Consider the following 25,075-nt stretch of genomic DNA (forward strand, 5'->3'; position numbering starts at 1 on the left):
CTCGTGTTTGACGGTTACAATAGCCGCCGCCGTTTCTTGTGCCGGATCAATCGAAGATAGACCAGCACGTTCACCACCAGTACCGCGCTGCCCAGTCCAATCTGAATGGCCGGTGTCAGCCCGGCCGGGTAAATGATCGGCCACACGTAATGTTCGATAAAACCACCGCCGTAACCGGTTTGCCCCGCCGCCTGGCGCATCAGGTTTTCCCAGTGCGTCAGTGGGCAAGGCAGGTGGAACACCTCCACCGCCACGCCCCAGACGGCGGCGGGCAGGTGCCACAGGATCAGGCGCTGCCATTTGAGGACCAGCAGCCCGCCGAACACAACGAACACAATGAACGCCAGGTGAAACAGCACCAGCCCATCGGCGGCGATTCGGTAGAGCATGTCGACCCCCAGGCGCGTCAGTCGTATCGCTCCATGGTACTCGGGCGGGTGCCTGGCGCTATCGATTGTCGCTGCCCAGCGCACCGAGCACCTCCTTTAAACGCCTCACCATGGCATCGCTGCTGCGTTGCATCGGGGCGCGCTGTTTGTCAATCACGAACATCAGGAAAATGCAGCGCCGTCATGTTGGGCGACGCAGCAGCCATCCGATGAATGGCCCAAGTGCGCAAGATTGTTCAAGCCATTGGCCGTGACTGCTGGCACAGTCTCAGGTCTTTCCCTGGTTGCAGAGCGTTATGTCCAAATCACTTATGCCGCGCAGCGCATTCTTGCGTGGCGCCGTGGCGATCATGCCGTTATCCCTGGCGACGGCGCCCTGGGGCCTGCTGGCCGGTTCTATGGCCATCGAAGCCAACCTCACGCCCCTGCAAGGCCAGGGCTTGTCGAGCATCGTGTTTGCCGGCGCCGCCCAGTTAGTGGCCATCGGCATGCTCAAGGGCGGGGCCGGGATCTTTTCGATCCTGCTGACCACCGTGTTGCTGACCTCCCAGCATTTGCTCTACGGGATGAGCCTGCGTTCGGTAATCTCGCCGTTGCCGGGTCGCTGGCGAGCGGGGTTGGGCTTTTTGCTCACCGATGAACTGTTCGCCCTGACCAGCCAGCACGACAAGCAACAGTTCAATCGCTGGTACGCCCTGGGTGTCGGCCTGACGTTCTACATTGCCTGGAACCTCTTCACCCTGGCGGGCATCGTGCTGGGCAGCAGCATTCCGGGCCTGGAACACCTGGGGCTGGACTTCTCCATCGCGGCCACCTTCATCGCCCTGATCACCCCGGTGGTGCGCAACGTGCCGACCGTGGTCTGTGTCGCGGTTTCGCTGTTCTGCTCGGTGCTGTTCAGCTATTGGCAATGGGGCTCGGCCCTGGTGCTGGCGGGACTGGCAGGCACGACCGCCGGTTTTATCTGCAACAAATTCCAGGGAGTGCGCACATGATGGTCTGGGCAGTGATTATCGGCATGGGCGTTCTGGTATTTCTCAACCGCTATGTCTTCCTGGAACCGCGTCTGCCGGTACGCCTGAGCAGCAATGCCCGGCAGTTCCTGGGTTTCGCCGTGCCGGGCATGTTGACCGCGATCTGCGGGCCGATCGTGTTCATGCCGGACAAGCAACTGAATCTGCAATGGGACAACCCCTACCTGATCAGTTCGCTGGTGGCCATCGGCCTGGTGCTGTACACCCGCAACACCTTGCTCAGCATGCTGTTGAGCATGGGCTTTTTCTTTTTGCTGCGTGGGTGGCCGTGAGCCGGGAAGGGGAAACTGTCCTACGCTTAAAAATGATGACCGATCCCTTCAGGAAGAGAGGTGAACACATGGCAATAGAGCAAAAGAAACCGGATCCCGAAGAAGACATGGATGAACCGACGGAGGAAGAAATCGAGCAGCAGAAGCGTTCGACGCCGGACTGGAAACATCCCGATGATGGCAAGGAGTTGTCGGAGCCTGACCGTAAGTTCTGAGCGACCTGCGAACCCTGTAACTGTAGGAGCGAGCATGCTCCGGGCGGCGTTCCGACGATGGACGTGAGGGCGCCGCGTTCATCCATGCAGCCCTCGTCATCGTTAACGACCATCGCGAGCATGCTCGCTCCTACACAGTAAATGCGGGAAGTCGGGGTGGGCGGCCCGATAACCCAGATTCCTGTCGATCCAGGCGTTCAACTCGTTGATCATGACCTATATGTGTCATGCCTTGAAAGCCTCAATCAACACGGCCCCCTGATTCCTGACATTCCCAACTGCCTTGTCAACCCTGTACCAGTCAAAAGCATCACTACCTTCCCCCTGTAGAATCACCATCTGCTCGGCACGTTCCCTGGGTGTCGCCGGGTCCAGCCATTCGCGCGCCAGTTCTGCGCTGAACACCACCGGTCGGCGATCATGAACGTCCAGCATGCCGCCCGCGCTATCGGCGGTGATGATGACAAAGCCGTCATCGTCCCTGGGGGCCGCACTGCCCACCGGGAATTGCCCGATCGCCGCGCAGAAGACCGGCCCTTGGTCACGTCGGCGAATCAGCCAGGGTTGCCGCGTGCCGTCCCCGGCATCGACCCATTCGAACCAGTTGTCGACCGGGCAGATGGCGTGATGGGGCCAGATCGCTCGAAAGAACGGGCCGTGGGCGACTTTCTCGACGCGCGCATTGATCGGCGCCGCACGATCCTTAGCCCAGTGCGGTCGCCAGCCCCAGCGCTGCGGGTCGGCGTGCAGACCATCGCTCTCCAGGTGCAACAGCGCGAGCTGGGTGGTCGGCGCGGCGTTGTAGCGGGCCAGTGGCTGATCGCCGACGTGGTTGATCAAGGCGTCGGGAATGCTCAGCACCGCCACGAAATCGTGAATGCCCCGGTATTGCGACAATCGTCCGCACATTGATCGAACCCTCCGGCTGGAGTGTTCAGCATAGATGTTTGGGCGAGCGCCGGAACCAAACACTGTGTACCTTATCCAACCTCGGCCCGCCGCTGTGGGGTCTGGCCCAAGGCAAAATATGAAACAGTTGCTCAAGGTTCTATCGGGGTTCGCCATGGCAGTCGGTCTGCTGGGCTGTATCGCCGCACCCATTGAAATGACGCCGCAAACAGAACAAGGGTTGCGCGCGCAACCACCGATCCGCTTTCTGCTGACGTTCGACGATGGCCCCAGCGCCTCGAGTTTCTGGAACCCGACCGAGACCGTGCTCGACAGCCTGGCGATCAATCCTCTGCAACCTGGCATCAAGGCGGTGTTTTTCGTGCAGACCCGCGCCTCACGGGCCGGCGCCAGTGAAATCGGGCGTGCGGTCATGCACCGCGAGCGCGATGCCGGGCACATTCTGGCCTTCCACACGGCGACGCCTTCGCACACCAATCATCGCTCTCTGGACGCGCAAGAACTGGAACAGGCGCTCACCGAGGGTTGTGCCGACATCGCCGCGATTACCGGTGCGCCGCCGACCCTGGTGCGCCCGCCATTCTGGAGCTACGACAAACGCACCTTCGCCGCTTATCAGCAGCATGGCCTGCATGTGCTGCTGACCGACCTGAGCGCCAACGACGGCAAGATCTGGGGCTTCAACGCCAGCCCCTTGCGCCGCGCCCATATGCTGCGTTCGATGTCCGAAGTGCGCGAACGCATTGCCCGAGGCGAGCTGCCGGTGGTGGACGGGGTGATTCCGGTGGTGGTGACTTTCCACGACCTCAATCGCTACACCGCACGGCATACCCGCGAATACCTGCAAATCCTTCTCGACAGTGCCCGGGCGACGGGGGTGAGGACCGCCCCAATGGCGTTTTACGACGACACCACCGCGCTGCAACGGGCCGCCATGGCGCGTACGCTGCGCGACAGTTCACAGCCGGCGCAATTGCCGGGGATCTGGAACTGGATCTGGAAAGACAATAGCCATTGAAATTGCACACCGAGATGAGCGCCGGTCGCCGGGCGTTTGCTGGTTGAAGACTCACGCGCCTACAAGGGCATGATGGCCTGTGGCAATAGTTCATCGATCATTCGCAGGCAATGGTTCAACCCCGGTGACACGTCGCCCACCCGCCGACTGAGAATGATCGGTGAGGTGGCGTTGTCTTCCAGCAGCGGGGTGAAACCGATGTCGTCGCGGTGCAGCAACTGCACCGAGGCCGGCACCAGCGTGATCCCTATCCCGGCGCCCACCAGCCCGATCGCCGTCTGCAACTCGTTGGTCCATTGCGCCACATGAATGCTCACCCCATAGGATTCGAACAGTGCGATCACGTGGTCGGCATAGCTGGGGCGCGGGTTGCCGGGGTACAGCACGAAGGGCTCCTTGGCCAGGTCGCGCAGGCTGACGGGCCCAGCCAGCAGCGGGTGACCGGCGGGCAGGGCGGCCACCAGGCGGTCTTCGGTGAGCACGGTCTGGACGATGGCCGGGTCGTCGATGCGGATGCGGCCGAAGCCGACGTCGATGCGCCCGGCCTTGAGCGCCTGTACCTGCTGCAGCGTGGTCATCTCCGACAGCCCGAGTTCCAGTTCCAGCGGTTCGCCGCTACGCAAGCGGCGAATCAGTTCCGGCAGCACGCCGTAGAGCGTCGATGGCGCAAAGCCAATACCCAGCCAGGTCTTTTCCCCCAGGCCGATGCGCCGCGTGTTGTCGCAGACCTTGTGCAGCTGGTCGAGCAGGGCGGTGGAGTGCTCATGGAAAAAACGCCCGGCGTCGGTCAGCTTCAGCGGTCGGCCACGCTCGAGCAGCATCACCCCCAGTTCATCTTCCAGTTGCTGGATCTGCCGGCTCAAGGGCGGCTGGGCGATGTGCAGCCGTTCGGCGGCGCGGGTGAAATTGAGGGTTTGAGCCAACACCTGAAAGTAACGCAGGTGACGCAGTTCCATGGAGCCTCCGGATGTCGAGCGGTTGCATACCTTGAAGGTATCAAGCCAGACCAATTCTATATTGGCCGCCCGGAAAAAGCCGTATGAGAATCAGGCCAGAACTTCAAGAACCTGACGGGTATCGAAATGCTTGCTACAGCCATTGAATCGATCGAGACGATCATCGTCGATCTGCCGACCATCCGCCCGCACAAGCTGGCGATGCACACCATGCAGAACCAGACACTGGTGGTCATTCGCGTGCGCTGCGCCGATGGCATTGAAGGCATCGGCGAAGCCACCACCATCGGTGGCCTGGCTTATGGCAACGAAAGCCCTGACAGCATCAAGACCAACATCGACAAGCACTTCGCGCCGCTGTTGATCGGCCAGGACAGCGGCAATGTCAATGCCGTGATGTTGCGCCTGGAACGCAGTATCCGTGGCAATACCTTCGCCAAGTCAGGTATCGAAACCGCTTTGCTCGACGCCCAGGGCAAGCGCCTCGGTCTGCCGGTCAGCGAATTGCTCGGCGGCCGCGTGCGTGACTCGCTGCCCGTGGCCTGGACCCTGGCCAGCGGCGATACCGAAAAGGACATCGCCGAAGCGGAAAAAATGCTCGACCTGCGCCGCCACCGCATCTTCAAACTGAAAATCGGTGCTGGCGAGGTCAATCGCGACCTGGCCCACGTGATTGCGATCAAGAAAGCCCTTGGCGATCGCGCCAGCGTGCGGGTCGACGTCAATCAGGCCTGGGATGAAGCGGTGGCGTTGCGCGCCTGCCGGATCCTGGGAACCAATGGCATCGACCTGATCGAACAGCCGATCTCGCGCAACAACCGCGCCGGCATGGCACGCCTGAATGCCATGAGCCCGGCGCCGATCATGGCCGACGAATCCATCGAATGCGTGGAAGATGCATTCAACCTGGCTCGCGAAGGCGCGGCATCGGTATTTGCCCTGAAGATCGCCAAGAATGGCGGCCCGCGCGCCGTGTTGCGCACCGCCTCCATCGCCGAAGCGGCCGGTATCGCCCTGTACGGCGGTACCATGCTCGAAGGTGGAATCGGCACCATGGCTTCGGCCCATGCCTTTGTCACCCTGAACAAACTGGCGTGGGACACCGAGCTGTTCGGTCCGCTGCTGCTGACCGAAGACATTCTCAGTGAGCCTTTGGTCTATCGCGATTTCGAACTGCATGTGCCCAAAACGCCGGGTCTGGGCCTGAGCCTGGACGAGGAGCGCCTGGCGTTTTTCCGTCGCGACAAGACCATTCATCAAGCCTGAGGAGAGCATTATGCTGTTCCACGTAAAAATGACCGTGAACCTGCCGGTCGACATGAATCCCGAAGCGGCCGCCAAACTCAAGGCCGACGAGAAGGCCCTGGCCCAGCGCCTGCAAGAGCAGGGCAAGTGGCGTCACCTGTGGCGCATCGCCGGTCACTATGCCAACTACAGCGTGTTCGATGTCGACAGCGTTCAGGAACTGCACGATTCGCTCATGCAATTGCCGCTGTATCCGTACATGGCGATCGAAGTCACCGCGATGTGCCGGCATCCTTCGTCTATTCGCGAGGATGACCGCTGAACCCAGCCTGTTCAGTTCGCCATGCCAATAATTACAAGATGAGGAACACATAAAATGAACGTCAAGATTTCCCACACTGCCGAAGTACAGAAATTTCTCGAAGAAGCCAGCGGCCTGCATAACGATGCCGGTGATGCGCGCACCAAAGCGCTGATCTACCGCATCCTGCGTGATTCGGTGAACATCATCGAAGACCTCGCCGTGACCCCGGAAGAGTTCTGGAAAGCGGTCAACTACCTGAACGTGCTGGGTGCGCGCCAGGAGGCTGGACTGGTGGTGGCCGGCCTGGGCCTGGAGCATTACCTCGACCTGCTGATGGACGCCGAAGACGAGCAGGCCGGTAAATCCGGTGGCACCCCGCGCACCATCGAAGGCCCGCTGTACGTGGCCGGTGCACCGCTGTCGCAAGGCGAAGCGCGTCTGGATGACGGTGTCGATCCAGGTGTGACCCTGTTCATGCAAGGCCGGGTGTTCAACACCGCTGGCGAACCCCTGGCGGGCGCCGTGGTGGACGTGTGGCACGCCAACACTGGCGGCACCTACTCGTACTTCGATACCACGCAATCGGAATTCAACCTGCGTCGCCGCATCGTCACAGACGCCGAAGGCCGCTACCGTTTCCGCAGCATCGTGCCGTCGGGCTACGGCTGCCCACCGGACGGCCCGACCCAGCAACTGCTCGATCAACTGGGCCGTCACGGCCAGCGTCCGGCGCACGTGCACTTCTTCATCTCCGCACCGGACCATCGTCACCTGACCACCCAGATCAACCTGGATGGCGAAAAGTACCTGCACGACGATTTTGCCTACGCCACCCGTGACGAGCTGATCGCCAAAATCACGTTCAGCGATGATCAGCAGCGTGCGGAGGCCTACGGTGTCAGCGGTCGTTTTGCCGAAATCGAGTTCGATTTCACCCTGCAGTCGACCGCCCAGCCCGAAGAGCAACAGCGCCACGAGCGGGTTCGCGCACTGGAGGACTGATTGTCCTGATTCACTGTAGGAGCGAGCATGCTCGCGATGGTCGCTAACGATGACGTTGGGTACCTGAACCCCCGCGGCGTCCTCAAGCCCATCGCGAGCATGCTCGCTCCTACAGGTTTCATTGAGAAAGGCCCACAGGTCAGTCCACTGACACAGCGCTGCAAGTACTGCCTTAGAATGACCTGATGCACCCTATAACAACAATGAGAGTGACCCGATGATGCAAACTCAACTGTTGAGTCAGCGCAGCAGAGTATTCGACCATGCCGACCCCTACGCGGTGTCGGGCTACGTCAATCAGCATGTCGGCAACCATTGCATCCTCATGCCCCGCGCCGGCCGGCCGCTGGCCAGCCTCGATCATCGGAAATTCGCCAGTCTCGACCTGTGCCGCATCAGCTACGGCGCCAGTGTGCGGGTGACCTCCGGCGCGCTGGAGAACATTTACCACCTGCAAGTGCTGCTGCGCGGCAACTGCCTGTGGCGCGGTCACGGCCAGGAACACTACTTCGCCCCTGGCGAATTGCTGCTGATCAACCCCGACGATCCGGTGGACCTGACGTATTCCGCCGATTGCGAAAAATTCATCCTCAAAGTCCCGACCCGCTTGTTCGAGTCCGTCTGCGATGAGCAGCGCTGGCGCTATCCGGGGCAAGGCGTGCGGTTTCTCGAGAACCGCTATCAGCTCAATGAGCTGGAAGGCTTCGTCAACCTGCTGGCGATGATTTGCCAGGAGGCCGAGGCCACCGAGCAGATTCCCCGGGTGCAGGAACATTACGCGCAGATCATCGTCAGCAAGATGCTCAGCCTGATGAAGACCAACGTCAGCCGCCTCGAACTCGGATCCCAGACCGCCACCTTCGAGGCCATTGCCGACTATATCGCGAGCAATCTCAAGCGGGACATCGACAGCGAGGAACTGGCGCGCCAGGCGCACATGAGTTTGCGTTCGTTGTATGGCCTGTTCGAACGCAATGCCGGCCTGACGCCGAAAAACTACCTGCGCCAGAAACGTCTGGAACGTATCAATGCTTGCCTGAGCGACCCGACCTGCAACGTGCGCAACGTTACGGAGGTGGCGATGGACTACGGCTTCCTGCACCTGGGGCGATTCTCCGACAGCTACCGCAAGCAGTTCGGTGAGTTGCCGTCCGATACCCTCAAGCGCCGGCACTGAAACCTGCCGGGCGACATTGTCCTGTGGCGAGGGGATTTATCCCCGTTGGGTTGCGAAGCGACCCCCAGCATTTTGCCTGGCACACCGCATAGGCAGGTTTTACGACTGCTGCGCAGCCGAGCGGGGATAAATCCCCTCGCCACAGGAAGTGGCTAGCCACAGGTTTAGCTTCGCATCACCCTCTGCACAAAACGGATAAAGGTCTGCACCCCGCGGATAGTCCGTCACATACCTGCGTCTTAGCATTGGTCCTGCCTGAACAATAACAATGGAGGCGGCGGCCATGACCCTGCGACCTGAATATTTGCATTCCCTGCTTGAAGACGATCCAGAGCAGGGCATCTACCGCTGCAAGCGTGAGATGTTCACCGACCCCCGGTTGTTCGATCTGGAGATGGAACACATCTTCGAAGGCAACTGGCTGTACCTGGCGCACGAAAGCCAGATCCCCAACGTCAACGATTTCTACACCACCACCATGGGGCGCCAGTCGATCTTCATCGCGCGCAACAAGGAGGGTGTGCTGAACGCGTTCATCAATGCCTGCAGTCATCGCGGCGCGACCCTGTGCCGGCACAAGTCCGGCAACAAAAGCTCGTACACCTGCCCGTTCCATGGCTGGACGTTCAGCAACTCCGGCAAGTTGCTCAAGGTCAAAGACCCGGCCAACGCCGGCTACCCGTCGAGCTTCAACTGCGAAGGCTCCCATGACCTGACCAAAGTCGCGCGCTTCGAGTCCTATCGCGGTTTCCTCTTCGGCAGCCTCAAGGCGGATGTGGTGCCGCTGGTCGAGCACCTGGGCGAGTCGGCGAAGATCATCGACATGATCGTCGATCAGTCCACCGATGGCCTGGAGGTGCTGCGCGGTTCTTCCAGCTACATCTACGAAGGCAACTGGAAACTTACCGCCGAAAACGGTGCCGACGGTTACCACGTCAGCTCCGTGCACTGGAACTACGCCGCCACCCAGAACCAGCGCAAACAGCGCGAAGCCGGTGACGAAAACCCGACCATGAGCGCCGGCAGCTGGGCCAAGCAGGGCGGTGGTTTCTATTCCTTCGACAAGGGTCACATGCTGCTCTGGACCCGGTGGGCCAACCCCGAGGACCGTCCACTGTACGAACGTCGCGATGAACTCGCCCAGGACTTCGGCAAGGCTCGCGCCGACTGGATGATCGAGAACTCGCGCAACCTGTGCCTGTACCCCAACGTGTACCTGATGGATCAGTTCAGCTCGCAGATCCGTATCGCCCGGCCGATCTCGGTCAACCGCACGGAGATCACCATCTATTGCATCGCCCCCAAAGGCGAAAGCGATCACGCGCGTTCGAGCCGAATTCGTCAGTACGAAGACTTCTTCAACGTCAGTGGCATGGCCACGCCGGACGATCTGGAAGAGTTCCGCTCCTGCCAGACCAGTTACCAGGGCAGCGTCACCACCTGGAACGACATGTCCCGTGGCGCCGAACACTGGATCGAAGGCGCCGATGAGGCAGCCAGGGAAATTGACCTGCATCCGCTGCTCAGCGGCGTGCGCACCGAAGACGAAGGCCTGTTCGTGCTGCAACACAAGTACTGGCAGCAGACCATGCTCAAGGCCCTGGCTGTCGAGCAGTCGAAACTGATCGCCGTGGAGGACGTGCAATGACCATTTCTTATGATTCCGTGCGCGATTTCCTCTACCGCGAAGCGCGCTACCTCGACGACCGCCAGTGGGATGAGTGGCTGGAACTGTACGCCCCCGACGCGACGTTCTGGATGCCGTCCTGGGACGACAACGACGAACTGACGGAAGACCCGCAGCGGGAAATCTCGCTGATCTGGTACGGCAACCGCACCGGCCTGGAAGACCGCATCTTCCGCATCAAGACCGAGCGTTCCAGTGCCAGCGTGCCGGACACCCGCACGTCCCACAACATCAGCAACATCGAGCTGCTCGAACAAGCCGACGGGTTGTGCAAGGTGCGCTTCAACTGGCACACCCTGAGCTTTCGCTACAAGACCGTCGACAGCTATTTCGGCAGCAGTTTCTACACCCTCGATGTGCGCGGTGAAAACACGCAGATCTTGGCCAAGAAAGTGATCCTGAAGAACGACTACGTTCGCCAGGTCATCGATGTTTACCACTTGTGAGGCTGCCGTCATGACCCATTCCATTGCGTTCAATTTTGAAGACGGCGTCACCCGGTTCATCGACGCCAATGTCGGCGAGACCGTGGCCGATGCCGCGTACCGCCAGGGCATCAATATTCCGCTGGACTGCCGTGACGGCGCCTGCGGCACCTGCAAGTGTTTTGCCGAAGCGGGCAGCTACGATCTGGGCGAGGAATACATCGAAGACGCCCTCAGCCCTGAAGAAGCCGGGCAAGGCTATGTCCTGACCTGCCAGATGCGCGCCAAGAGCGATTGCGTGGTGCGGGTGCCGGTGTCCTCGGATGTCTGCCGCACCCGCCAGGCCAGCTACGACGCCACCATCAGCGCCGTGCGCCAGTTGTCCGACAGCACCATTGCCCTGTCGATCAAGAGTGAGTCCTTGAGCAAGCTGGCGTTCCTGCCAGGCCAGTATGTGAACCTGGGCATTCCCGGCAGCGAGCAGACCCGCGCCTATTCGTTCAGCTCGCTGCAGCGCGACGGTGAAGTCAGTTTCCTGATTCGCAACGTGCCTGGCGGCCTGATGAGCAGCTTCCTCACCGGCATGGCCAAGGCTGGCGACAGCATGAGCCTGGCAGGTCCCCTGGGCAGTTTCTATCTGCGCGATATCCGTCGGCCGTTGCTGCTGCTGGCGGGCGGGACCGGGCTGGCGCCGTTCACCGCGATGCTGGAGAAGATCGCCGAGCAGGGCAGTGAACACCCGCTGCACCTGATCTACGGTGTGACCCACGATTTCGACCTGGTGGAACTCGATCGCCTGGAAGCCTTCGCCGCACGCATTCCCAACTTCAGCTACAGCGCTTGCGTGGCGAGTCCCGACAGCCAGCACCCGCTCAAGGGCTACGTGACCCAGCACATTCAACCCAAGCATCTGAACGACGGCGACGTCGACGTGTACCTGTGCGGCCCGCCGCCGATGGTGGAGGCAGTCAGCAAATACATCGGCGAGCAAGGCATCAAGCCTGCGAATTTCTACTACGAAAAATTTGCTGCCAGCGCGGCGTGAGGTTTTCTCTCCATGAACAGATTCCACGACAAAGTCGCGCTGATCACCGGGGCTGCCCAAGGCATCGGTCGGCGCGTGGCCGAACGCATGGCGGCGGAAGGGGCGAAGCTGATCCTGGTCGATCGCTCAGAATTGGTCTTCGAGCTTCAACAGCAATTGGCCCAGCACAGCGAGGTCCTGGCCCTGACCGCCGACCTTGAGCAATACGACGAATGCAACCGGGTCATGCAAAGCGCCGTGGAGCGTTTTGGTCGTCTCGATGTGCTGGTCAATAACGTCGGCGGGACCATCTGGACCAAGCCGTTCGAGCATTACGATCCGTCGCAGATCGAGGCCGAGGTACGCCGTTCGCTGTTTCCGACCTTGTGGTGCTGCCATGCGGCATTGCCGTACATGTTGCAGCAGGGCAGTGGCGCGATCGTCAACGTTTCGTCGATCGCCACCCGTAGCGTCAACCGTGTGCCGTACGGCGCAGCAAAGGGCGGGGTGAATGCGCTGACCGCTTGCCTGGCGTTCGAAACCGCCGGTCGCGGTGTTCGGGTCAACGCCACTGCACCTGGCGGCACCGAAGCGCCGCCACGGGTTATTCCGCGCAACAGTGCCGAGCAGAGTGAGCAAGAGAAGGCCTGGTATCAGCAGATCGTCGATCAGACCCTCGACAGCAGTTTGATGAAGCGCTATGGCACGCTGGATGAGCAGGCGGGCGCCATTCTGTTCCTGGCCAGCGACGAGGCGTCCTATATCACCGGCATGGTCATGCCGGTGGGCGGTGGCGACCAGGGCTGAGGCGCGTGAACTACAGGCGACGCTGAAACGCTCTGAGGATCTGCAGCGTGGCGTCGCTGGGGTTCAAGTTGTGCACCGCGTCCAGCGGGTACCAGATGCAATCGAAAATCTCGTTTTGCGGCCGCGCCTGATCCGAACTCAGCAACGATGCTTCGTAGACATGGTGTCGCGTACCCCCCGTTTCCAGTTCCATCAGGTACAGCATATCGTCGGCGCCCAGCCCGGTTTCCTCCTGCAGTTCGCGCAGGGCGGCATCCTGCGCGGTCTCGCCGCGTTCAACCTTGCCGCCGGGCAACGTCCAGCGACTCCTGGATTTGCGCACCAGGAGAATGTGCCGGTCCTGCTCGCAAATCACGGTTGCGCGTACTTTCATGGGTTCTTTCAATCCTGGTCATCACAAATCGGGCCGTAACCCTTTGCATGTTGCCTGGACATTTTGAGCAGCAAAGGTGTCTAAAAGTGCAATCCCGCTGTCAGTATCCTGACTCGACGGCTGGTCGGCATCTTCACGGCAGGGGGTGTAAGGTAGGCAGGTCAACCCTGTGATCACTGCCAAGACGGAGGTGGCTATGAGCGTTCCGATGTTGAACAAGATGCACATGAACGGCTATGACGTACTCAGTGTGAACAACGGCCCGTGGCGGGTTTGCACCCAAGGTGACCGGCTTGGCTCATTTGCCAGTCGGGAAGAGGCGTTGGCCTTTGCGGCTGCGCTGCCCGGCTACAAGGCTCGTCCAGGTAAGCCTCGCAATCAGCAAGCCACATGAGGCACGTTCAAAGCCCCGGTTCGCTGGTTATGCTGTTCACTTAAGTGTGGGGTTGTATATAAGAACTGGATTGGGTGTATATCCATTGCTGCGGTAACGGCCACCTATGGTTTCGCTTTTACAGCGAGTCACTTGGAAGAGCCTGTAGATACTCTGTTCACGGTCAAGCTTTCGCGAGATGTTTTTTGCTAAAAAGCTTGGCCGTATTAAATTCTTCTCCAGAGCGCATGCATGCCCATAACCCGGTTAGGTATTTGCGCATGACCGCGCCGATGGCCTGCATTTTCTTCTTGCCGCGCGCTACCAGTGCCTCGTAGAAGGCCTTCACATTCTCATCACAACGGATTGCCGTCATCGCCGGCATGAACATCGCTGCACGCAAGTAAGCATTACCGCACTTGGACATTCGTCCTGGCCGGTTCACGCTGGTGCCTGACTGGGTCAGTCTGACATCCAGGCCTGCATAGCGGCTTACCTGTGCCGATTTAAGCGTCACTGGAAGGGTCGTCAGCTCAGCCAGTGCGGCGATGGCCGAGGCCTCTCCAACGCCGGGCGCCGCCATCATGCAGCGAAATTGCAGGCTCAGATCAGGGCATTTGGCGATGGCGTCGCGCGCAGCCTGTTTTAATCGATCGATTCGAGCGTCCAACGCGCTTATCGCGTCTTTCTCATCCTCGATCAGCAGTGCGATGCTCGTTTCTGTCGCTTGTAGCGCATGCAGCTCGTTCTTGGCTTGCGTCCGATGGCCAATCAGTCGGTTGATGTGGCGACCAATCGCACGCAGCATCATCTGTTCCGCAGTGGGCGGGACCCACAGCCTAGGCCCCATACGCTCGCCGTATTCGGCCAGCAGTTGGGCATCGATCTGGTCAGTCTTGCTGTTTTGCAACATCAGCTTGGCAAAGTTGTGGAAGCTTTTGGGGTTGATCACCGAGACCGGCAAGCCGGCGGCGTGCAATTCCATCGCAAGATCCAGGTAGTAAATACCGGTAGCCTCCATGACAACGCTCAGCGGCTTGAGACGTAGCAGCTTTTCCACAGCGGCCTTGCGACCTTTGGGCGTGTGCAGAATGTCTCCATTGCCTGCTGCTTTGCCGTTCTGCCGCCATCCCATGGCTGAACTGCGAGCACTGATATCTATGCCGACATGCGCATTCATTGCTTTTCACTTCCTTGGCTTTAGGTAAGATTGCACCTGGTTCCCCCGACCTCGAACTTCATGCCACTGCAACCTTGTAATGCGAAGTCCGACTTGTCGGCTTCTCGATACTCTTCGTGGTGGGCAATGAGGCGGGGGGGCCTCTCTACAGACAAGGTCAGGAGCAAATCCTGCCTTCAGGAGCGATCGGCCTCCCCCAGAAACGTACTTGCTGTTGAATGAATCCTTGAGCGTAACCTCTCTCATGGAATCAAGGTCAACATACAAGGAGCGAGCATGCTCGCGATGGAGGTCAACGATGACGCGGGGAGCCTGACACCCCGCGGTGCTCTCAGGTTTTTCGCGAGCATGCTCGCTCCTACAGGGCCCGCCGCGCTGGGCCATCCTTGGCCCAGCGCGGCTAACCCGGCATCCATGCCGGGTTGCCCACTGCGCAGAACCTCCACTCGGCCTCTCGATATAGGTTGTCCGTTCCTTTCCTCTTCCATACTTCGGTGTCTGGAAGTCAGTTTTAATCAAGGGAAGGAGCATGCACCTGTGGGCTACGAATATGCCTCTCAAGCACGCGATGATTACCTCCTCACCTTCGAGCCCACAGGTGCGCTTGCGCCCTCTAACGAATACTCAGGGAAAGCCCGACACGGCTCTCTATATCGCTTTCGCTGGACGTAAGCATGCATGTTCCTGCATGTACTTTAGCGCCTGTGGAGGTTGTTGATGCAAACGCTCCTGTCTCAGAAATTCACTGCTTATGTCGGAATAGATTGGGCAGATACCAAGCATGACGTGTGTTTGCAGGTCGCGGGGGAAACCCGGCGGCACTTCTCTGTCATCGACCACACACCCCAATCGATTGATCGTTGGGCGAAATCGTTGTTTGAGCGCTACGGCGCTCCGATCGCGATTGCTCTTGAGCTCAACAAGGGCCCGTTGGTGGCGGCCCTGCAAAAGTACGAGTTCTTTTGCCTGTTTCCAATCAATCCGAGCACCTTGGCCAAACACCGTAAAACCTTTGTCCGCAGCGGTGCCAAGGATGATCCGACCGATGCTCAATGGGCGCTTGAGTTGTTGCTCACCTATCCCCAACGGTTTGCGCAGCTGATGCCGCAAAGCCCGGCCATGCGTATTTTGGCCAGCCTGACAGAACATCGACGTGCACTGGTTGATGAGCGAGTGAAGGTCAGCAACCGCTTGATCTGTACGCTCAAACAGTATTATCCATTGGCCCTGGAGCTGTTTAGCAGTCATGACACCGTGGTGTTCTGTGACTTTCTGATGCGCTGGCCCACGCTTGAGCACATCAAGCGTTCTCGCCAGAGTACTTTTCTCAAGTTCTTTAATGAGCACAACGCTCGTCACGCTCAACTCAATCAAACGCGCTGGGAAATCATCACCCAAGCGATGCCTTTGACACAGGACCCGGGGGTAATACGTCCTTCGCAGTTGTACGCAACAGCCTTGGCGTCGCAACTCAAAGGGCTCCTTTCCACCATCAAGGATTTTGATCGCGAGATCGAAGAAACGGCCAGCACCTTGGCCGATTACCCGATCTTTAAGGCACTCCCTGGCGCCGGCCAACATCTTGCGCCGCGCCTGATGGTGGCTTTTGGTGAACAGCGTGATCGATTTAGCGACGCCAATGCGATGCAGCGATATGCCGGAATCGCACCCGTTACCGAGCGTAGCGGAAAGAAGAAAGTCGTGTATTGGCGCTACCAATGCTCAACCTTCTTGCGTCAGACCTTTGTCGAATGGGCCGCTCACAGCATCACTCAATCAACGTGGGCCGAGGCTTATTATCGGCAGCAGCGGGCTAAAGGCTGCTCATACCAGGCGACCCTGAGAGCACTTGCTTTCAAGTGGATCAGAATCGTCTATCGCTGCTGGAAAAACGGCACCGTCTATGACGAAATGGCTTACTTGCAGGCTTTAACGCGGCGCGGATCAACGTTGGTAGAGGCGCCGATGGAGGTAGTCACAGGTTGACGGACAGGCTCAGGGCGTGAGGGGGCAAGAAAATCAAAAGCCAGATCAAAAGCCAAAGCAAGGCGGCCTTATAGCCGACCTGATTGCAGGTCTGTCCGCGATCCAATTGTGGGAGCGAGCCTGCTCGCGATGAACGTCCGGACAACGCGTTCATCCAGACAGCCAACGTTATCGTTGACGTCCATCGCGAGCAAGCATCGCTCCTACAGGGGAACGTGTTCACTTGAAATCAGGTCGGCTGTCAGGCCGCCTCGCTTTGGCTTTAGATTTGGGCGCCCCGTTAAACCACGATGGCCGAACGCAGGTATTGCGCAGTGGCTAAACCGGCAGGACGCCGGTTTAGCCGCGCTGGGCCAGGGACGGCCCATCGCGGCGACCCACGGAGCAATGCCGGAGAGAGGGCATGCCGAGCCCAGGCGAGGCACCGAGTGGTGGGGCAAAGCCTTTTGGTTCCTTTTTGGCGTTGTTTGAAAAAGGGACTCGCCGTAAGGGCGAAACCATAAGTGGCCGTTACCGCAGCAATGGATATCCCCCCCAATCCAGTTCTTAAATACCTCAATTGACAACAATCGTTAAAATAATCTGCAAGAAAACCCTGCGCCATTGCACAGAAGAGGACTGGTCCCCATCTGAGCAACGCCATGCCCTATTACTTCGATACCGCCCACCGTGTAGAAATCGAAACCTTGCGCCAACGCCTGACTGCTCGCACCGAGTGGCCGACCTGGTTGCTTCTGGTCGGCGTGTACGCTGGCTGGTTCAGCATCGTGCTGGGCAGTGGTGAGTTGGGCCTGTGGTGGAGCACATTGTTGTTGATCCCGTTGGTGGTGCTCTGGTTGTCGGTGCAGCACGAATTGCTTCACGGTCATCCCACCCGCTGGGCATCGCTGAACAAGATCCTCGGCTACGCGCCGTTCGCCGTCTGGTATCCCTACACCCTGTATCGCGACAGCCATTTGTTGCATCACCGCGATGAAGACCTGACCGTTCCTGGTCGCGATCCGGAAAGCCGGTACCTGAGCGCCGAGCAATGGCAGGGCAGTTCACTGTTCGAACAAGGCCTGCACTGGCTGAACAAAACCGTGCTGGGTCGTTTCATCCTTGGCGCTCCGCTGGCCTTGTTGGCGCTGGCCCGGGAACAGCTGCAGCGTCTGAAATCGGGTGAGCGCCAGGCCTGGTCGATGTGGCTGAGCCACGGCACGTTGACTCTGCTGATGTTGCTGTTTGTCGCCCGCTACAGTGTGCTGCCGATCTGGCATTACCTGTTGCTGATCAGCGTGCCGGCGCTATCGATTGCCATGATTCGCTCCTACTATGAACACCGTCCGCATGCCGAGCCCGAGCAAAGGACGGTCATCAATGAAGCCGCCTGGCCTTGGCGCTGGCTGTTCCTGAACCTCAACCTGCACCTGGTGCATCACGACTTGCCGGGGCTGCCCTGGTACGACTTGCCCCGCGCTTACCGCACGCGTCGCGAGCAATGGCTGGCGCGCAGCGGCGGGTTTCTGGTGCAGGGTTATGGCCAGCTATGGCGCCGGCACGGGGTGAAGGCCATCGACAGCCCCAGACACCCATTCCACTGATGGCGAATGAGGTCCCACAATTGGAATTACGTTGCATGGGAAGGTTTTCGATGACACGACACCTCGCTGAATTACTTATGTACGTCGCCCCCGAACCGGTCCGCCAGGCCAACGAGCGCTGGCTGACCCGAATCCTCGAGCGTCTGGGTGCCACGCGCCGCAACGCCGAGGGCCTTTCGCTGATGGATCTCTGGCTGTCCCCGCACTTGCTGCTGACGCAGACCTGCGGCTATCCGCTGATGACGGCATTGCGTGGTCGGGTGCGGATCATCGGTCGCCCTCGTTACGAGCTGCCGGACAGTAGCGGTGGCAATCATTGCAGCCTGCTGCTGGGTCGCGCCGATGATCCACGGCGCAGCTTGCCGGCCTTCGAAGGCAGCCGCGGTGTGATCAATGGTGAAGATTCCAACAGCGGCATGAACCTGCTGCGTCATCGACTGGCGCCGCTGCATCGAGACGGGCAGTTCTTTGCCGGTGTCGGCATCAGCGGCAGCCACCGCGAAAGCCTGCGCTGGTTGCGTGAAGATAAAGCGGACCTGGCGGCCATCGACAGCGTGACCTTTGCCTATCTGGCGCAACACGCCGAATACGAAGTGGCCAACCTGCGGATCATCGGTCGCAGTGCATTCAGTCCGACCTTGCCTTACATCACCGCCGCTACCGTCACCGAAGAACAGGCCGGGCAAATTCGGCAGGTGATGAACCAGACGTTGCAGGCGTTGCCTGATGTCGCCGAAATCCTCGGTCTGCAAGAGGTCCTGCCGGCTACCGAAAGCGACTATCAAATCGTTCTCGACTACCAGCGAGAAGCCGAGGAGTTGAGGTTCGGACGATTGCGTTGAAATTCCTCTATGGAATATAAAAATTCTTTTTAAGTATTATTAATGAATAAGGCTCCTTGCTAGGATCGCGTCACCGGATCACCGGACATTCAGCGACCCCTAACCCTTGGAGCCTCTATGTCCGGCACCGACCTTTCCCATCGCAACGACGTGGGCGGATTGTTCCGCGCGCATTACCCCTGGCTGTGCGCACGGTTGCGTCGGCATCTGGGGGCCAGTTCCAGCGTCGAAGACATCGCTGCCGAGACCTTTTTACAATTGCTCGAATCGCCGGGGCTGACCCCGATCCGCGAGCCTCGCGCCTTGCTCACCACCATTGCCCATCGGTTGATCTATCAGCTCTGGCGCCGTCGCGACCTGGAACGCCAGCACCTCGAACAGTTGCAACACGTTGATCAGCATCAAGCGATCTCGCCCGAAGAACAGGTGCAACTGACCCAGGCGTTGAATGGCCTCGAGCGCACGCTTGAACGCTTGCCGGGCAAGGTTCGTGCAACCTTCCTGTTGTCGCGAATCGACGGCCTGACCTACCCGCAAATTGCCGCCCAATTGGGCATTTCCCAACGCTCGGTGAGCGATTACATGACTCGCTCCCAAGCCCTGTGTGCCCGGCACAGCGCCAACCAACCCTTGAATTCCCTGACCCGGAGGTCCGCATGAGATCGTTCAAAACCCTGCTCGGCAGTTCGCTGCTGGCCCTGAGCCTTGTGGCGACTCAGGTTCCCGCGACGGAAAAAAACGCCCCGATCCACTTTGGTGATATCACCTGGGAAAGCGGCAGCCTCATCACCGAAATCCTTCGAGTGATTGTCGAGAAAGGTTACGGCTACCCGACAGATACCTTACCGGGCAGCACCGTCAGCCTCGAAGCGGCATTGGCCAAAAACGATATTCAAGTGATCGGCGAAGAGTGGGCCGGGCGCAGTCCGGCATGGGTCAAGGCCGCTGCGCAAGGCAAAGTGTTCGGTCTGGGCGACACGGTCAAAGGCGCCACCGAAGGCTGGTGGGTGCCGGAATACGTGATCAAGGGCGACCCTGAACGAGGCATCAAACCCCTGGCCCCGGAACTGAAATCCGTCGCTGACCTGGCCCGCTACAAGGATGTGTTCCGCGACCCGGAAGACCCAAGCCGAGGACGCTTCCTCAACAGCCCGACCGGCTGGACCTCGGAGATCGTCAACAGTCAGAAACTCAAGGCCTATGACCTGACCGACAGCTTCGTCAACTTCCGCACGGGATCGGGTGCTGCGCTGGATGCCGAGGTGGCTTCGTCGATCCGCCGTGGCAAACCGGTGCTGTTCTACTACTGGTCGCCGACGCCGCTGTTGGGGCGTTTCAAACTGGTGAAACTCGACGAGCCGGCGTTCGACGCCGAAGCCTGGAAGACCCTGGCCGACGCCAACAACCCGCATCCAAAGGGCACTCGGTCAATGCCGGCGAGCCTGGCGATCGGTGTGTCCGCGCCTTTCAAGGCGCAGTACCCGGACCTGGTGGCGTTCTTCGAAAAGGTCGACCTGCCGATCGATCTGCTGAACCATACCCTCGGCCAGATGAGCGAAAAGCGCCTGCAACCGCGTCAGGTGGCAGAAGCCTTCCTGCGTGACCAGCCGCAGATCTGGAAGGGCTGGGTCCCGGGGGAGGTGGCTGATCGTGTCACCGCGCGATTGTTAGCGGCTCAATAGCCTCCGCCACCGCTGCTGCGGGACGGTTCCCTGGCCTTTTGTTGCGCGTGGCTCCATTCGGCACAGGTCATGAAGCTTGTGTGATCGACCTTGCCCCGGTTATCGAAACTGACGTTGTACTGTTGCTGATGACCAGGCTGGGTCAGTTTGTAGTCGAAACAGGTGCCGGGCTCGACCGTGCGGTCGGAGATCGACAGGGGTGGGCCGCCGATGTGCTCGACTTGCTCCTTGCTCATCCCGGTCTCGACCTTGGCCACCAGCGGCTGATCCCGATAGAGCTGTGAATCGGTGCTGCAGCCCGTCAGCACCGTGATCAGGGTGGCAAGCGTGTAGAGGGACTTGTTCACGGCATGACTCCCGCTAATCACCCTTGTTCCGACTGATGATCTTGGCCTTCACTTCCTCGGCATAACCCGACAGCCGTTGTTCATCGCCCTGGAACAAATCGCACAGCCGCCTGACGGCTTCTGCATCGACATCGTTCCCCGACAGGCGTAATTGTTCGGCTATGCGCAATAGCTCTACCGCCGACCATCGCAGGTCCGATGCAAGCCCTTGCAGGTCACGTCGAAGCGTTTGTTCATGTTCGTTAAGCCACATGATGATCTCCCGAAACTTCGTGCTACGAAATTTTAGACCCATTCGCGTGGCGCGGCGTTGTGTTCGTCTGATGCCAAAGGGCTTCCATTGGTCGGGAAATTTGCGCGTTTCTGAAAATTCGCTGTCGTAGTGAAGTGCCGATATTTCACCAGGGCAGGGAACGTTCAAAATGACGACAACCGATGACTTCAGAGCGCGTGCCCAGGAACTGATCGCCGATCTGGATGCGGCCACCAGCGAAATGATGAAACTTATTTCCGAGCATCAGCTCAGCGGCCCGGAATGGGAGCGGGTAAGTCAATGGCAACACGAAGCCTACGAACGATGGACGAGCTATCTGAACGAGCGCTCCTACCCGGAACCCGGCGATCACAACGTCAGCCCTTGAGGCTCGATGCAACAAAATGGCTGTCAGCGCGGCAACAGGCTACATTTTATTTTTTCAGGTCTAAGGATGCTTCATGAGTCGAATGTTGATGGGGGGAGTGGTAATGGCGTTGTTGGCGGGGTGTTCGTTGCCGGCGTCCCTGGTGCCGGGAGAGCCGAATTACAACAAACCGAGCGATAAAATACCCAAGGATGTAGCGGCATGTGTATTGCCAGCGTGGCAACAGGAGATAGCCAAGACAACCCAGACATCGATTTCCAACGGCTACCGGATTACCGCGCCGAGCATCATAACGGCCGATGAAGTGCTGGATATCGTCAAGTACAAGGAAGGCAGTCGGGTCTCGCTTTACCAGGGGCCGCCCTGGGCAAAGTCAGGGGCAATGCGCCAGGCAGTGCGGGACTGCCTGTAGCGTTTAACCGCCGATCTCGGTGACCTGGATAAGTTGATCGACATTGGCCTGGGCACCCGCGGTGCCTTTCTTTTCCCGGCGATCACTCATCCAGCTGTCGACCTGCGCATTGAATTGCGCAGGAGCTTTTCGTCCGACCTTTCTGGCGATGTCCAGAATGGTCTGCTGGGCGAGGGCTTCTTCCATGCGCTTCTGCGCTGTCAACATGGCGCCGTGCACCGAGCAAGGGCCGTCCAGCGCCCACTCGGGAACCGCGCCTTCGAACAACGCACAGCGACCGCGGATTTCCCGACATTCGAAAATGGCCTTGCGCCCGTCGATGGCATTGACGATGTCCAGCAGGCTGATCTCATCGGCCGGACGCGCCAGCTTGAAACCGCCACGCACGCCTTCGGTGGCAACCACCAGTTTTGCCTTGGCCAGTTTGGTGAAGATTTTTGCCAGATAGTCCAACGGCACGCCTTGCAGCTCTGCAAGGTCACGCACGCTCGCTTCGCGGGGATCAAAGCCATTGCCCACCAGGAAAAGCAGGCAGTGAATGCCGTACTCGACGCCTGCGCTGTAAAGAGACATATAGATCTCCGACTAATGTTGTCGTAAATATTAGCAGCTGATCCTTAGCCAGGCAACGATCTCGATTTTTCTCCAGGCACTGGAAAGGCCTTCTAGACCGCATATTCATTGCGGTTTAGCCAGTCTATCGATGCCATCGATTCAAACCATTGAGAAAAACACCTTGCTCAAACTAACTACGATCAATAAAGTCGTAGTTGACAGGTCGGAAGCGGAAGACGCTTTCAAGAGAAAGCGGGTGCCGACCTCCTGACCCCTTAACCCAATTCAATGCCTGGTTTTTCCCCCTGGAGTTAAAAATGAAACAACGCATTTTGGTAATTGGCGCAGGTTTCGGTGGCATGTGGACCGCTTTGAGTGCCACCCGCCTGTTCGATATCCACGGTCACAATGACGTTGACGTGACGGTGCTGGCGCCCCAAGCCGAACTGCGCGTGCGTCCACGCTTCTACGAGCCGAATGCCCACCAGCTGGCGGCTCCGATCGGCGAGCTGTTCGATGCGATTGGTGTCAGGTTCATCAAGGGGGCCGCCGAGACCATCGACGTCGAGCAAAAGCGTGTGGGCTACGTTGATGCCTGGGGCGAAAAACAAGTCTGCATCTACGACAAACTCGTTCTGGCCACCGGCAGCCGTCTCGCACTGCCTGACACCCCTGGTGTGGCCGAACATGCGTTCGACGTCGATCAGATCGAACAGGCCATGCGCCTGGAAGCCCACCTCAAGTCCCTGGTCAACCAACCGCAGAGTCAGGCACGCAATACGGTGGTGGTGGCCGGCGGTGGCTTCACCGGCATCGAAACGGCAACTGAAATGCCGAGCCGTTTGCGCGCGATCCTCGGCGAGGGTGCGGACATCAAGGTGATTATCGTGGATCGTGGCGACAAGGTAGGCGGCTCCATGGGCCCGCAAATCGCCGAGAAAATTGCCGAAGCCAGTGAGGAAACCGGCGTGAAATGGCACCTCAAAGCCTCGGTTGTCGCCGTCGATGAAAACGGAGCGACCTTGTCCGACGGCCAGCGCATCGACGCCAAAACCGTGATGTGGACCACCGGTGTGCGTGCCAGCTCGCTGACCCAGCAGATCCCTGCCGAACGCGACCACCTGGGCCGCCTGCACGTCGACGCTCACCTGCAAGTCATTGGACAGCCAGACATCTTCGCCACCGGCGACGTTGCCTACGCGGCCAGCGATGACATTGGCAACCATGCGCTGATGACCTGCCAGCACGCCATTGTGCTGGGCCGTCATGCCGGCAATAACGTTGCCGCGCAGATCCTCGGTGTGGACCCGACGCCATACAGCCAGCCGAAATACGTGACTTGCCTGGACCTGGGGGCCTGGGGGGCGGTCTACACCGAAGGTTGGGATCGCCAGGTCAAGCTGACCGGGCAGGAAGGCAAGTCGCTGAAGACCCAGATCAACACGGTTTGGATCTACCCGCCGGCGGCCGATCGTGAAAGCGCGTGGGCGGCTGCGGATCCGTTGATTCCGATTGCCTGATTGGGGCGGCGGCCTACCGGCCTGATCAGGAGCCGTGCGCATTTCCCCCCGTAGGAGCCAAGGATGAGGTCATTGTCTGACAGACTTTGCACCGCTCTGGCGCACACCTCATCCGCTCGCGGCTTTCTGGCGCCTCTCTGTAAATATTTGTCGCCTCGAAATAATTTACCCTGCCAAAGCCACTCTAGACTGCCGGCCACTTCGGTCCCCCGCCACAAGCCACGACCGAAAGTTGTCTATCCAAGCTGCCAATAAAAGTCTCCGCACACAGGAGTTATAAATGAACAAGCTAGTGATGTTCGGTGCCCTGGCACTGTCGATGTTGTCCCTGACCGCCGTGGCCGCGGATACCAAGCCGATCCGCATCGGTATCGAAGCCGGTTACCCGCCATTCTCGATGAAAACCCCTGACGGCAAACTCACCGGCTTCGACGTGGACATCGGCGACGCACTGTGCGAGCAGATGAACGTCAAGTGCACCTGGGTAGAGCAAGAGTTCGATGGCCTGATTCCGGCACTGAAGGTCAAGAAAATCGACGCCATCCTGTCGTCCATGACCATCACCGACGATCGCAAGAAAAACGTCGATTTCTCCATCAAGTACTACCACACCCCGGCACGTTTCGTGATGAAGGAAGGTTCCGACGTCAAAGACCCGTTGACCGAACTCAAGGGCAAGAAAGTCGGTGTACTGCGCGCCAGTACCCATGACCGTTTTGCCACCGAAGTTCTGCAACCGGCAGGGATTATCCTGGTGCGCTACGGTTCCCAGCAGGAAGCCAACCTGGACATGGTATCCGGCCGCGTAGACGCGCTGCTGGCCGACTCGGTCAACCTGGACGACGGTTTCCTCAAGACCGATGCCGGTAAAGGTTTCGCTTTCGTGGGGCCTGAGTACAACGATCCGAAATACTTCGGCGGTGGTGCCGGGATTGCCGTGCGCAAGGGCGATACCGCCCTGGCCGAGCAGTTCAACAAAGCCATTACCGAGATCCGCGCCAACGGCAAGTACAAGCAAGTGCAGGACAAGTACTTCAAGTTTGACGTTTACGGCGAGTAATCGAGCCGTTCAAAAAAATGGCAGCCGTTGACGCGGCTGCCATTTTTTTTTCGCTCA

At 59.4% G+C, this 25,075-nt stretch carries 30 protein-coding genes; 22 read left to right on the forward strand and 8 right to left on the reverse strand.

The features are described from left to right. Positions 1 to 14: 14 nt before the first annotated feature. A complete protein-coding gene (locus ACA058_RS12130; protein ID WP_497639918.1) occupies positions 15 to 389 on the reverse strand; it encodes a DUF2784 domain-containing protein in 375 nt (124 codons plus the stop codon). A gap of 296 nt (positions 390 to 685) precedes the next feature. Between ACA058_RS12130 and ACA058_RS12135 the strand changes: the two genes are divergently transcribed. From ACA058_RS12135 to ACA058_RS12145, 3 genes are all read left to right on the forward strand, one after another. Next, on the forward strand, positions 686 to 1,384 hold the full coding sequence (locus ACA058_RS12135) for an AzlC family ABC transporter permease (RefSeq protein ID WP_497639289.1): 699 nt from the start codon (positions 686 to 688) through the stop codon (positions 1,382 to 1,384). After that, the gene (locus tag ACA058_RS12140) at positions 1,381 to 1,695 is read left to right on the forward strand and encodes an AzlD domain-containing protein (protein ID WP_497639290.1); all 315 of its coding nucleotides are present in this window, start codon (positions 1,381 to 1,383) and stop codon (positions 1,693 to 1,695) included. Before ACA058_RS12135 ends, ACA058_RS12140 begins: the two co-directional genes overlap by 4 nt. Before the next feature lie 68 nt (positions 1,696 to 1,763). Further along, positions 1,764 to 1,910 carry a hypothetical protein gene (locus tag ACA058_RS12145; RefSeq protein ID WP_497639291.1) on the forward strand — a complete coding sequence of 49 codons (147 nt, stop codon included), beginning with the start codon at positions 1,764 to 1,766 and terminating at the stop codon, positions 1,908 to 1,910. A gap of 225 nt (positions 1,911 to 2,135) precedes the next feature. Here ACA058_RS12145 and ACA058_RS12150 read toward each other — a convergent pair whose 3' ends face one another. Beyond that, complete coding sequence (locus ACA058_RS12150) at positions 2,136 to 2,819, reverse strand: SOS response-associated peptidase family protein (protein ID WP_497639292.1); 684 nt, start codon at positions 2,817 to 2,819, stop codon at positions 2,136 to 2,138. A 118-nt stretch (positions 2,820 to 2,937) separates the two neighbouring features. On the opposite strand from ACA058_RS12150, the gene ACA058_RS12155 reads away from it, so the two are divergent. Beyond that, positions 2,938 to 3,837, forward strand: coding sequence for a polysaccharide deacetylase family protein (locus ACA058_RS12155; protein ID WP_497639293.1), 900 nt, complete (start codon positions 2,938 to 2,940; stop codon positions 3,835 to 3,837). 59 nt (positions 3,838 to 3,896) lie between these two features. On the opposite strand, the gene ACA058_RS12160 is transcribed toward ACA058_RS12155, so the two are convergent. Then, the gene (locus ACA058_RS12160; protein ID WP_497639294.1) at positions 3,897 to 4,793 is read right to left on the reverse strand and encodes a LysR family transcriptional regulator; all 897 of its coding nucleotides are present in this window, start codon (positions 4,791 to 4,793) and stop codon (positions 3,897 to 3,899) included. Between the two features lie 126 nt (positions 4,794 to 4,919). Here ACA058_RS12160 and ACA058_RS12165 point away from each other — a divergent pair, with 126 nt between their 5' ends. The 8 genes from ACA058_RS12165 (at position 4,920) to ACA058_RS12200 (ending at position 12,464) form a co-directional block, all read left to right on the forward strand. Next, complete coding sequence (locus ACA058_RS12165; protein ID WP_497639295.1) at positions 4,920 to 6,059, forward strand: muconate cycloisomerase family protein; 1,140 nt, start codon at positions 4,920 to 4,922, stop codon at positions 6,057 to 6,059. A 10-nt stretch (positions 6,060 to 6,069) separates the two neighbouring features. Beyond that, entirely contained in the window at positions 6,070 to 6,360 is a 291-nt protein-coding gene (catC, locus tag ACA058_RS12170) for a muconolactone Delta-isomerase (RefSeq protein WP_497639296.1), read from the forward strand. Between the two features lie 54 nt (positions 6,361 to 6,414). Beyond that, positions 6,415 to 7,344, forward strand: a complete 930-nt coding sequence (gene catA / locus ACA058_RS12175; RefSeq protein ID WP_497639297.1) for a catechol 1,2-dioxygenase — start codon at positions 6,415 to 6,417, stop codon at positions 7,342 to 7,344. A gap of 217 nt (positions 7,345 to 7,561) precedes the next feature. Continuing rightward, positions 7,562 to 8,521 (forward strand): AraC family transcriptional regulator, encoded by a 960-nt coding sequence (locus tag ACA058_RS12180; RefSeq protein ID WP_497639298.1) that lies wholly within the window; start codon positions 7,562 to 7,564, stop codon positions 8,519 to 8,521. Between the two features lie 283 nt (positions 8,522 to 8,804). Next, the gene (gene benA, locus ACA058_RS12185) at positions 8,805 to 10,169 is read left to right on the forward strand and encodes a benzoate 1,2-dioxygenase large subunit (protein ID WP_497639299.1); all 1,365 of its coding nucleotides are present in this window, start codon (positions 8,805 to 8,807) and stop codon (positions 10,167 to 10,169) included. Further along, complete coding sequence (gene benB, locus ACA058_RS12190) at positions 10,166 to 10,654, forward strand: benzoate 1,2-dioxygenase small subunit (RefSeq protein WP_497639300.1); 489 nt, start codon at positions 10,166 to 10,168, stop codon at positions 10,652 to 10,654. Before benA ends, benB begins: the two co-directional genes overlap by 4 nt. 10 nt (positions 10,655 to 10,664) lie before the next feature. Beyond that, positions 10,665 to 11,678 (forward strand): benzoate 1,2-dioxygenase electron transfer component BenC, encoded by a 1,014-nt coding sequence (benC, locus tag ACA058_RS12195; protein WP_497639301.1) that lies wholly within the window; start codon positions 10,665 to 10,667, stop codon positions 11,676 to 11,678. A 12-nt stretch (positions 11,679 to 11,690) separates the two neighbouring features. Continuing rightward, positions 11,691 to 12,464, forward strand: a complete 774-nt coding sequence (locus tag ACA058_RS12200) for a 1,6-dihydroxycyclohexa-2,4-diene-1-carboxylate dehydrogenase (protein ID WP_497639302.1) — start codon at positions 11,691 to 11,693, stop codon at positions 12,462 to 12,464. A gap of 10 nt (positions 12,465 to 12,474) precedes the next feature. Here ACA058_RS12200 and ACA058_RS12205 read toward each other — a convergent pair whose 3' ends face one another. Next, on the reverse strand, positions 12,475 to 12,837 hold the full coding sequence (locus tag ACA058_RS12205; protein WP_497639303.1) for an NUDIX hydrolase: 363 nt from the start codon (positions 12,835 to 12,837) through the stop codon (positions 12,475 to 12,477). A gap of 196 nt (positions 12,838 to 13,033) precedes the next feature. Here ACA058_RS12205 and ACA058_RS12210 point away from each other — a divergent pair, with 196 nt between their 5' ends. Further along, positions 13,034 to 13,231, forward strand: a complete 198-nt coding sequence (locus ACA058_RS12210) for a hypothetical protein (protein ID WP_020800178.1) — start codon at positions 13,034 to 13,036, stop codon at positions 13,229 to 13,231. Positions 13,232 to 13,394: 163 nt separating this feature from the next. Here the strand turns inward: ACA058_RS12210 and ACA058_RS12215 are convergent, their stop codons facing one another. Next, entirely contained in the window at positions 13,395 to 14,390 is a 996-nt protein-coding gene (locus tag ACA058_RS12215; protein ID WP_497639304.1) for an IS110 family RNA-guided transposase, read from the reverse strand. A gap of 717 nt (positions 14,391 to 15,107) precedes the next feature. On the opposite strand from ACA058_RS12215, the gene ACA058_RS12220 reads away from it, so the two are divergent. The 5 genes from ACA058_RS12220 (at position 15,108) to ACA058_RS12240 (ending at position 20,483) form a co-directional block, all read left to right on the forward strand. Next, a complete protein-coding gene (locus ACA058_RS12220) occupies positions 15,108 to 16,376 on the forward strand; it encodes an IS110 family RNA-guided transposase (protein WP_497635127.1) in 1,269 nt (422 codons plus the stop codon). Positions 16,377 to 17,017: 641 nt separating this feature from the next. After that, positions 17,018 to 17,959, forward strand: coding sequence for a fatty acid desaturase (locus ACA058_RS12225; protein WP_497639305.1), 942 nt, complete (start codon positions 17,018 to 17,020; stop codon positions 17,957 to 17,959). A gap of 50 nt (positions 17,960 to 18,009) precedes the next feature. Further along, entirely contained in the window at positions 18,010 to 18,801 is a 792-nt protein-coding gene (locus ACA058_RS12230) for a phosphate/phosphite/phosphonate ABC transporter substrate-binding protein (protein WP_497639306.1), read from the forward strand. A 117-nt stretch (positions 18,802 to 18,918) separates the two neighbouring features. Next, entirely contained in the window at positions 18,919 to 19,461 is a 543-nt protein-coding gene (locus ACA058_RS12235; RefSeq protein WP_497639307.1) for a sigma-70 family RNA polymerase sigma factor, read from the forward strand. Next, positions 19,458 to 20,483, forward strand: a complete 1,026-nt coding sequence (locus tag ACA058_RS12240; RefSeq protein WP_497639308.1) for an ABC transporter substrate-binding protein — start codon at positions 19,458 to 19,460, stop codon at positions 20,481 to 20,483. The genes ACA058_RS12235 and ACA058_RS12240 overlap by 4 nt, the downstream gene beginning before the upstream one ends. Here the strand turns inward: ACA058_RS12240 and osmE are convergent. Together osmE and ACA058_RS12250 are read right to left on the reverse strand one after the other, a co-directional pair. Beyond that, a complete protein-coding gene (gene osmE, locus ACA058_RS12245; RefSeq protein WP_497639309.1) occupies positions 20,477 to 20,830 on the reverse strand; it encodes an osmotically-inducible lipoprotein OsmE in 354 nt (117 codons plus the stop codon). The genes ACA058_RS12240 and osmE overlap by 7 nt on opposite strands. Positions 20,831 to 20,843: 13 nt before the next feature. Then, the gene (locus ACA058_RS12250; protein ID WP_497639310.1) at positions 20,844 to 21,083 is read right to left on the reverse strand and encodes a hypothetical protein; all 240 of its coding nucleotides are present in this window, start codon (positions 21,081 to 21,083) and stop codon (positions 20,844 to 20,846) included. Positions 21,084 to 21,252: 169 nt separating this feature from the next. Here ACA058_RS12250 and ACA058_RS12255 point away from each other — a divergent pair, with 169 nt between their 5' ends. Together ACA058_RS12255 and ACA058_RS12260 are read left to right on the forward strand one after the other, a co-directional pair. Further along, the gene (locus tag ACA058_RS12255; protein WP_497639311.1) at positions 21,253 to 21,471 is read left to right on the forward strand and encodes a hypothetical protein; all 219 of its coding nucleotides are present in this window, start codon (positions 21,253 to 21,255) and stop codon (positions 21,469 to 21,471) included. 73 nt (positions 21,472 to 21,544) lie between these two features. Then, positions 21,545 to 21,883 carry a hypothetical protein gene (locus ACA058_RS12260; RefSeq protein ID WP_497639312.1) on the forward strand — a complete coding sequence of 113 codons (339 nt, stop codon included), beginning with the start codon at positions 21,545 to 21,547 and terminating at the stop codon, positions 21,881 to 21,883. Between the two features lie 3 nt (positions 21,884 to 21,886). Here ACA058_RS12260 and ACA058_RS12265 read toward each other — a convergent pair whose 3' ends face one another. Further along, a complete protein-coding gene (locus ACA058_RS12265; RefSeq protein ID WP_497639313.1) occupies positions 21,887 to 22,456 on the reverse strand; it encodes an RrF2 family transcriptional regulator in 570 nt (189 codons plus the stop codon). A 299-nt stretch (positions 22,457 to 22,755) separates the two neighbouring features. Here ACA058_RS12265 and ACA058_RS12270 point away from each other — a divergent pair, with 299 nt between their 5' ends. Both ACA058_RS12270 and ACA058_RS12275 read left to right on the forward strand, forming a co-directional pair. Continuing rightward, positions 22,756 to 23,958 carry an NAD(P)/FAD-dependent oxidoreductase gene (locus ACA058_RS12270; RefSeq protein ID WP_497639314.1) on the forward strand — a complete coding sequence of 401 codons (1,203 nt, stop codon included), beginning with the start codon at positions 22,756 to 22,758 and terminating at the stop codon, positions 23,956 to 23,958. 280 nt (positions 23,959 to 24,238) lie between these two features. Then, the gene (locus ACA058_RS12275; protein ID WP_497639315.1) at positions 24,239 to 25,018 is read left to right on the forward strand and encodes an ABC transporter substrate-binding protein; all 780 of its coding nucleotides are present in this window, start codon (positions 24,239 to 24,241) and stop codon (positions 25,016 to 25,018) included. Positions 25,019 to 25,075 lie beyond the last annotated feature (57 nt).

The organism is Pseudomonas sp. LBUM1649 (assembly GCF_059716155.1).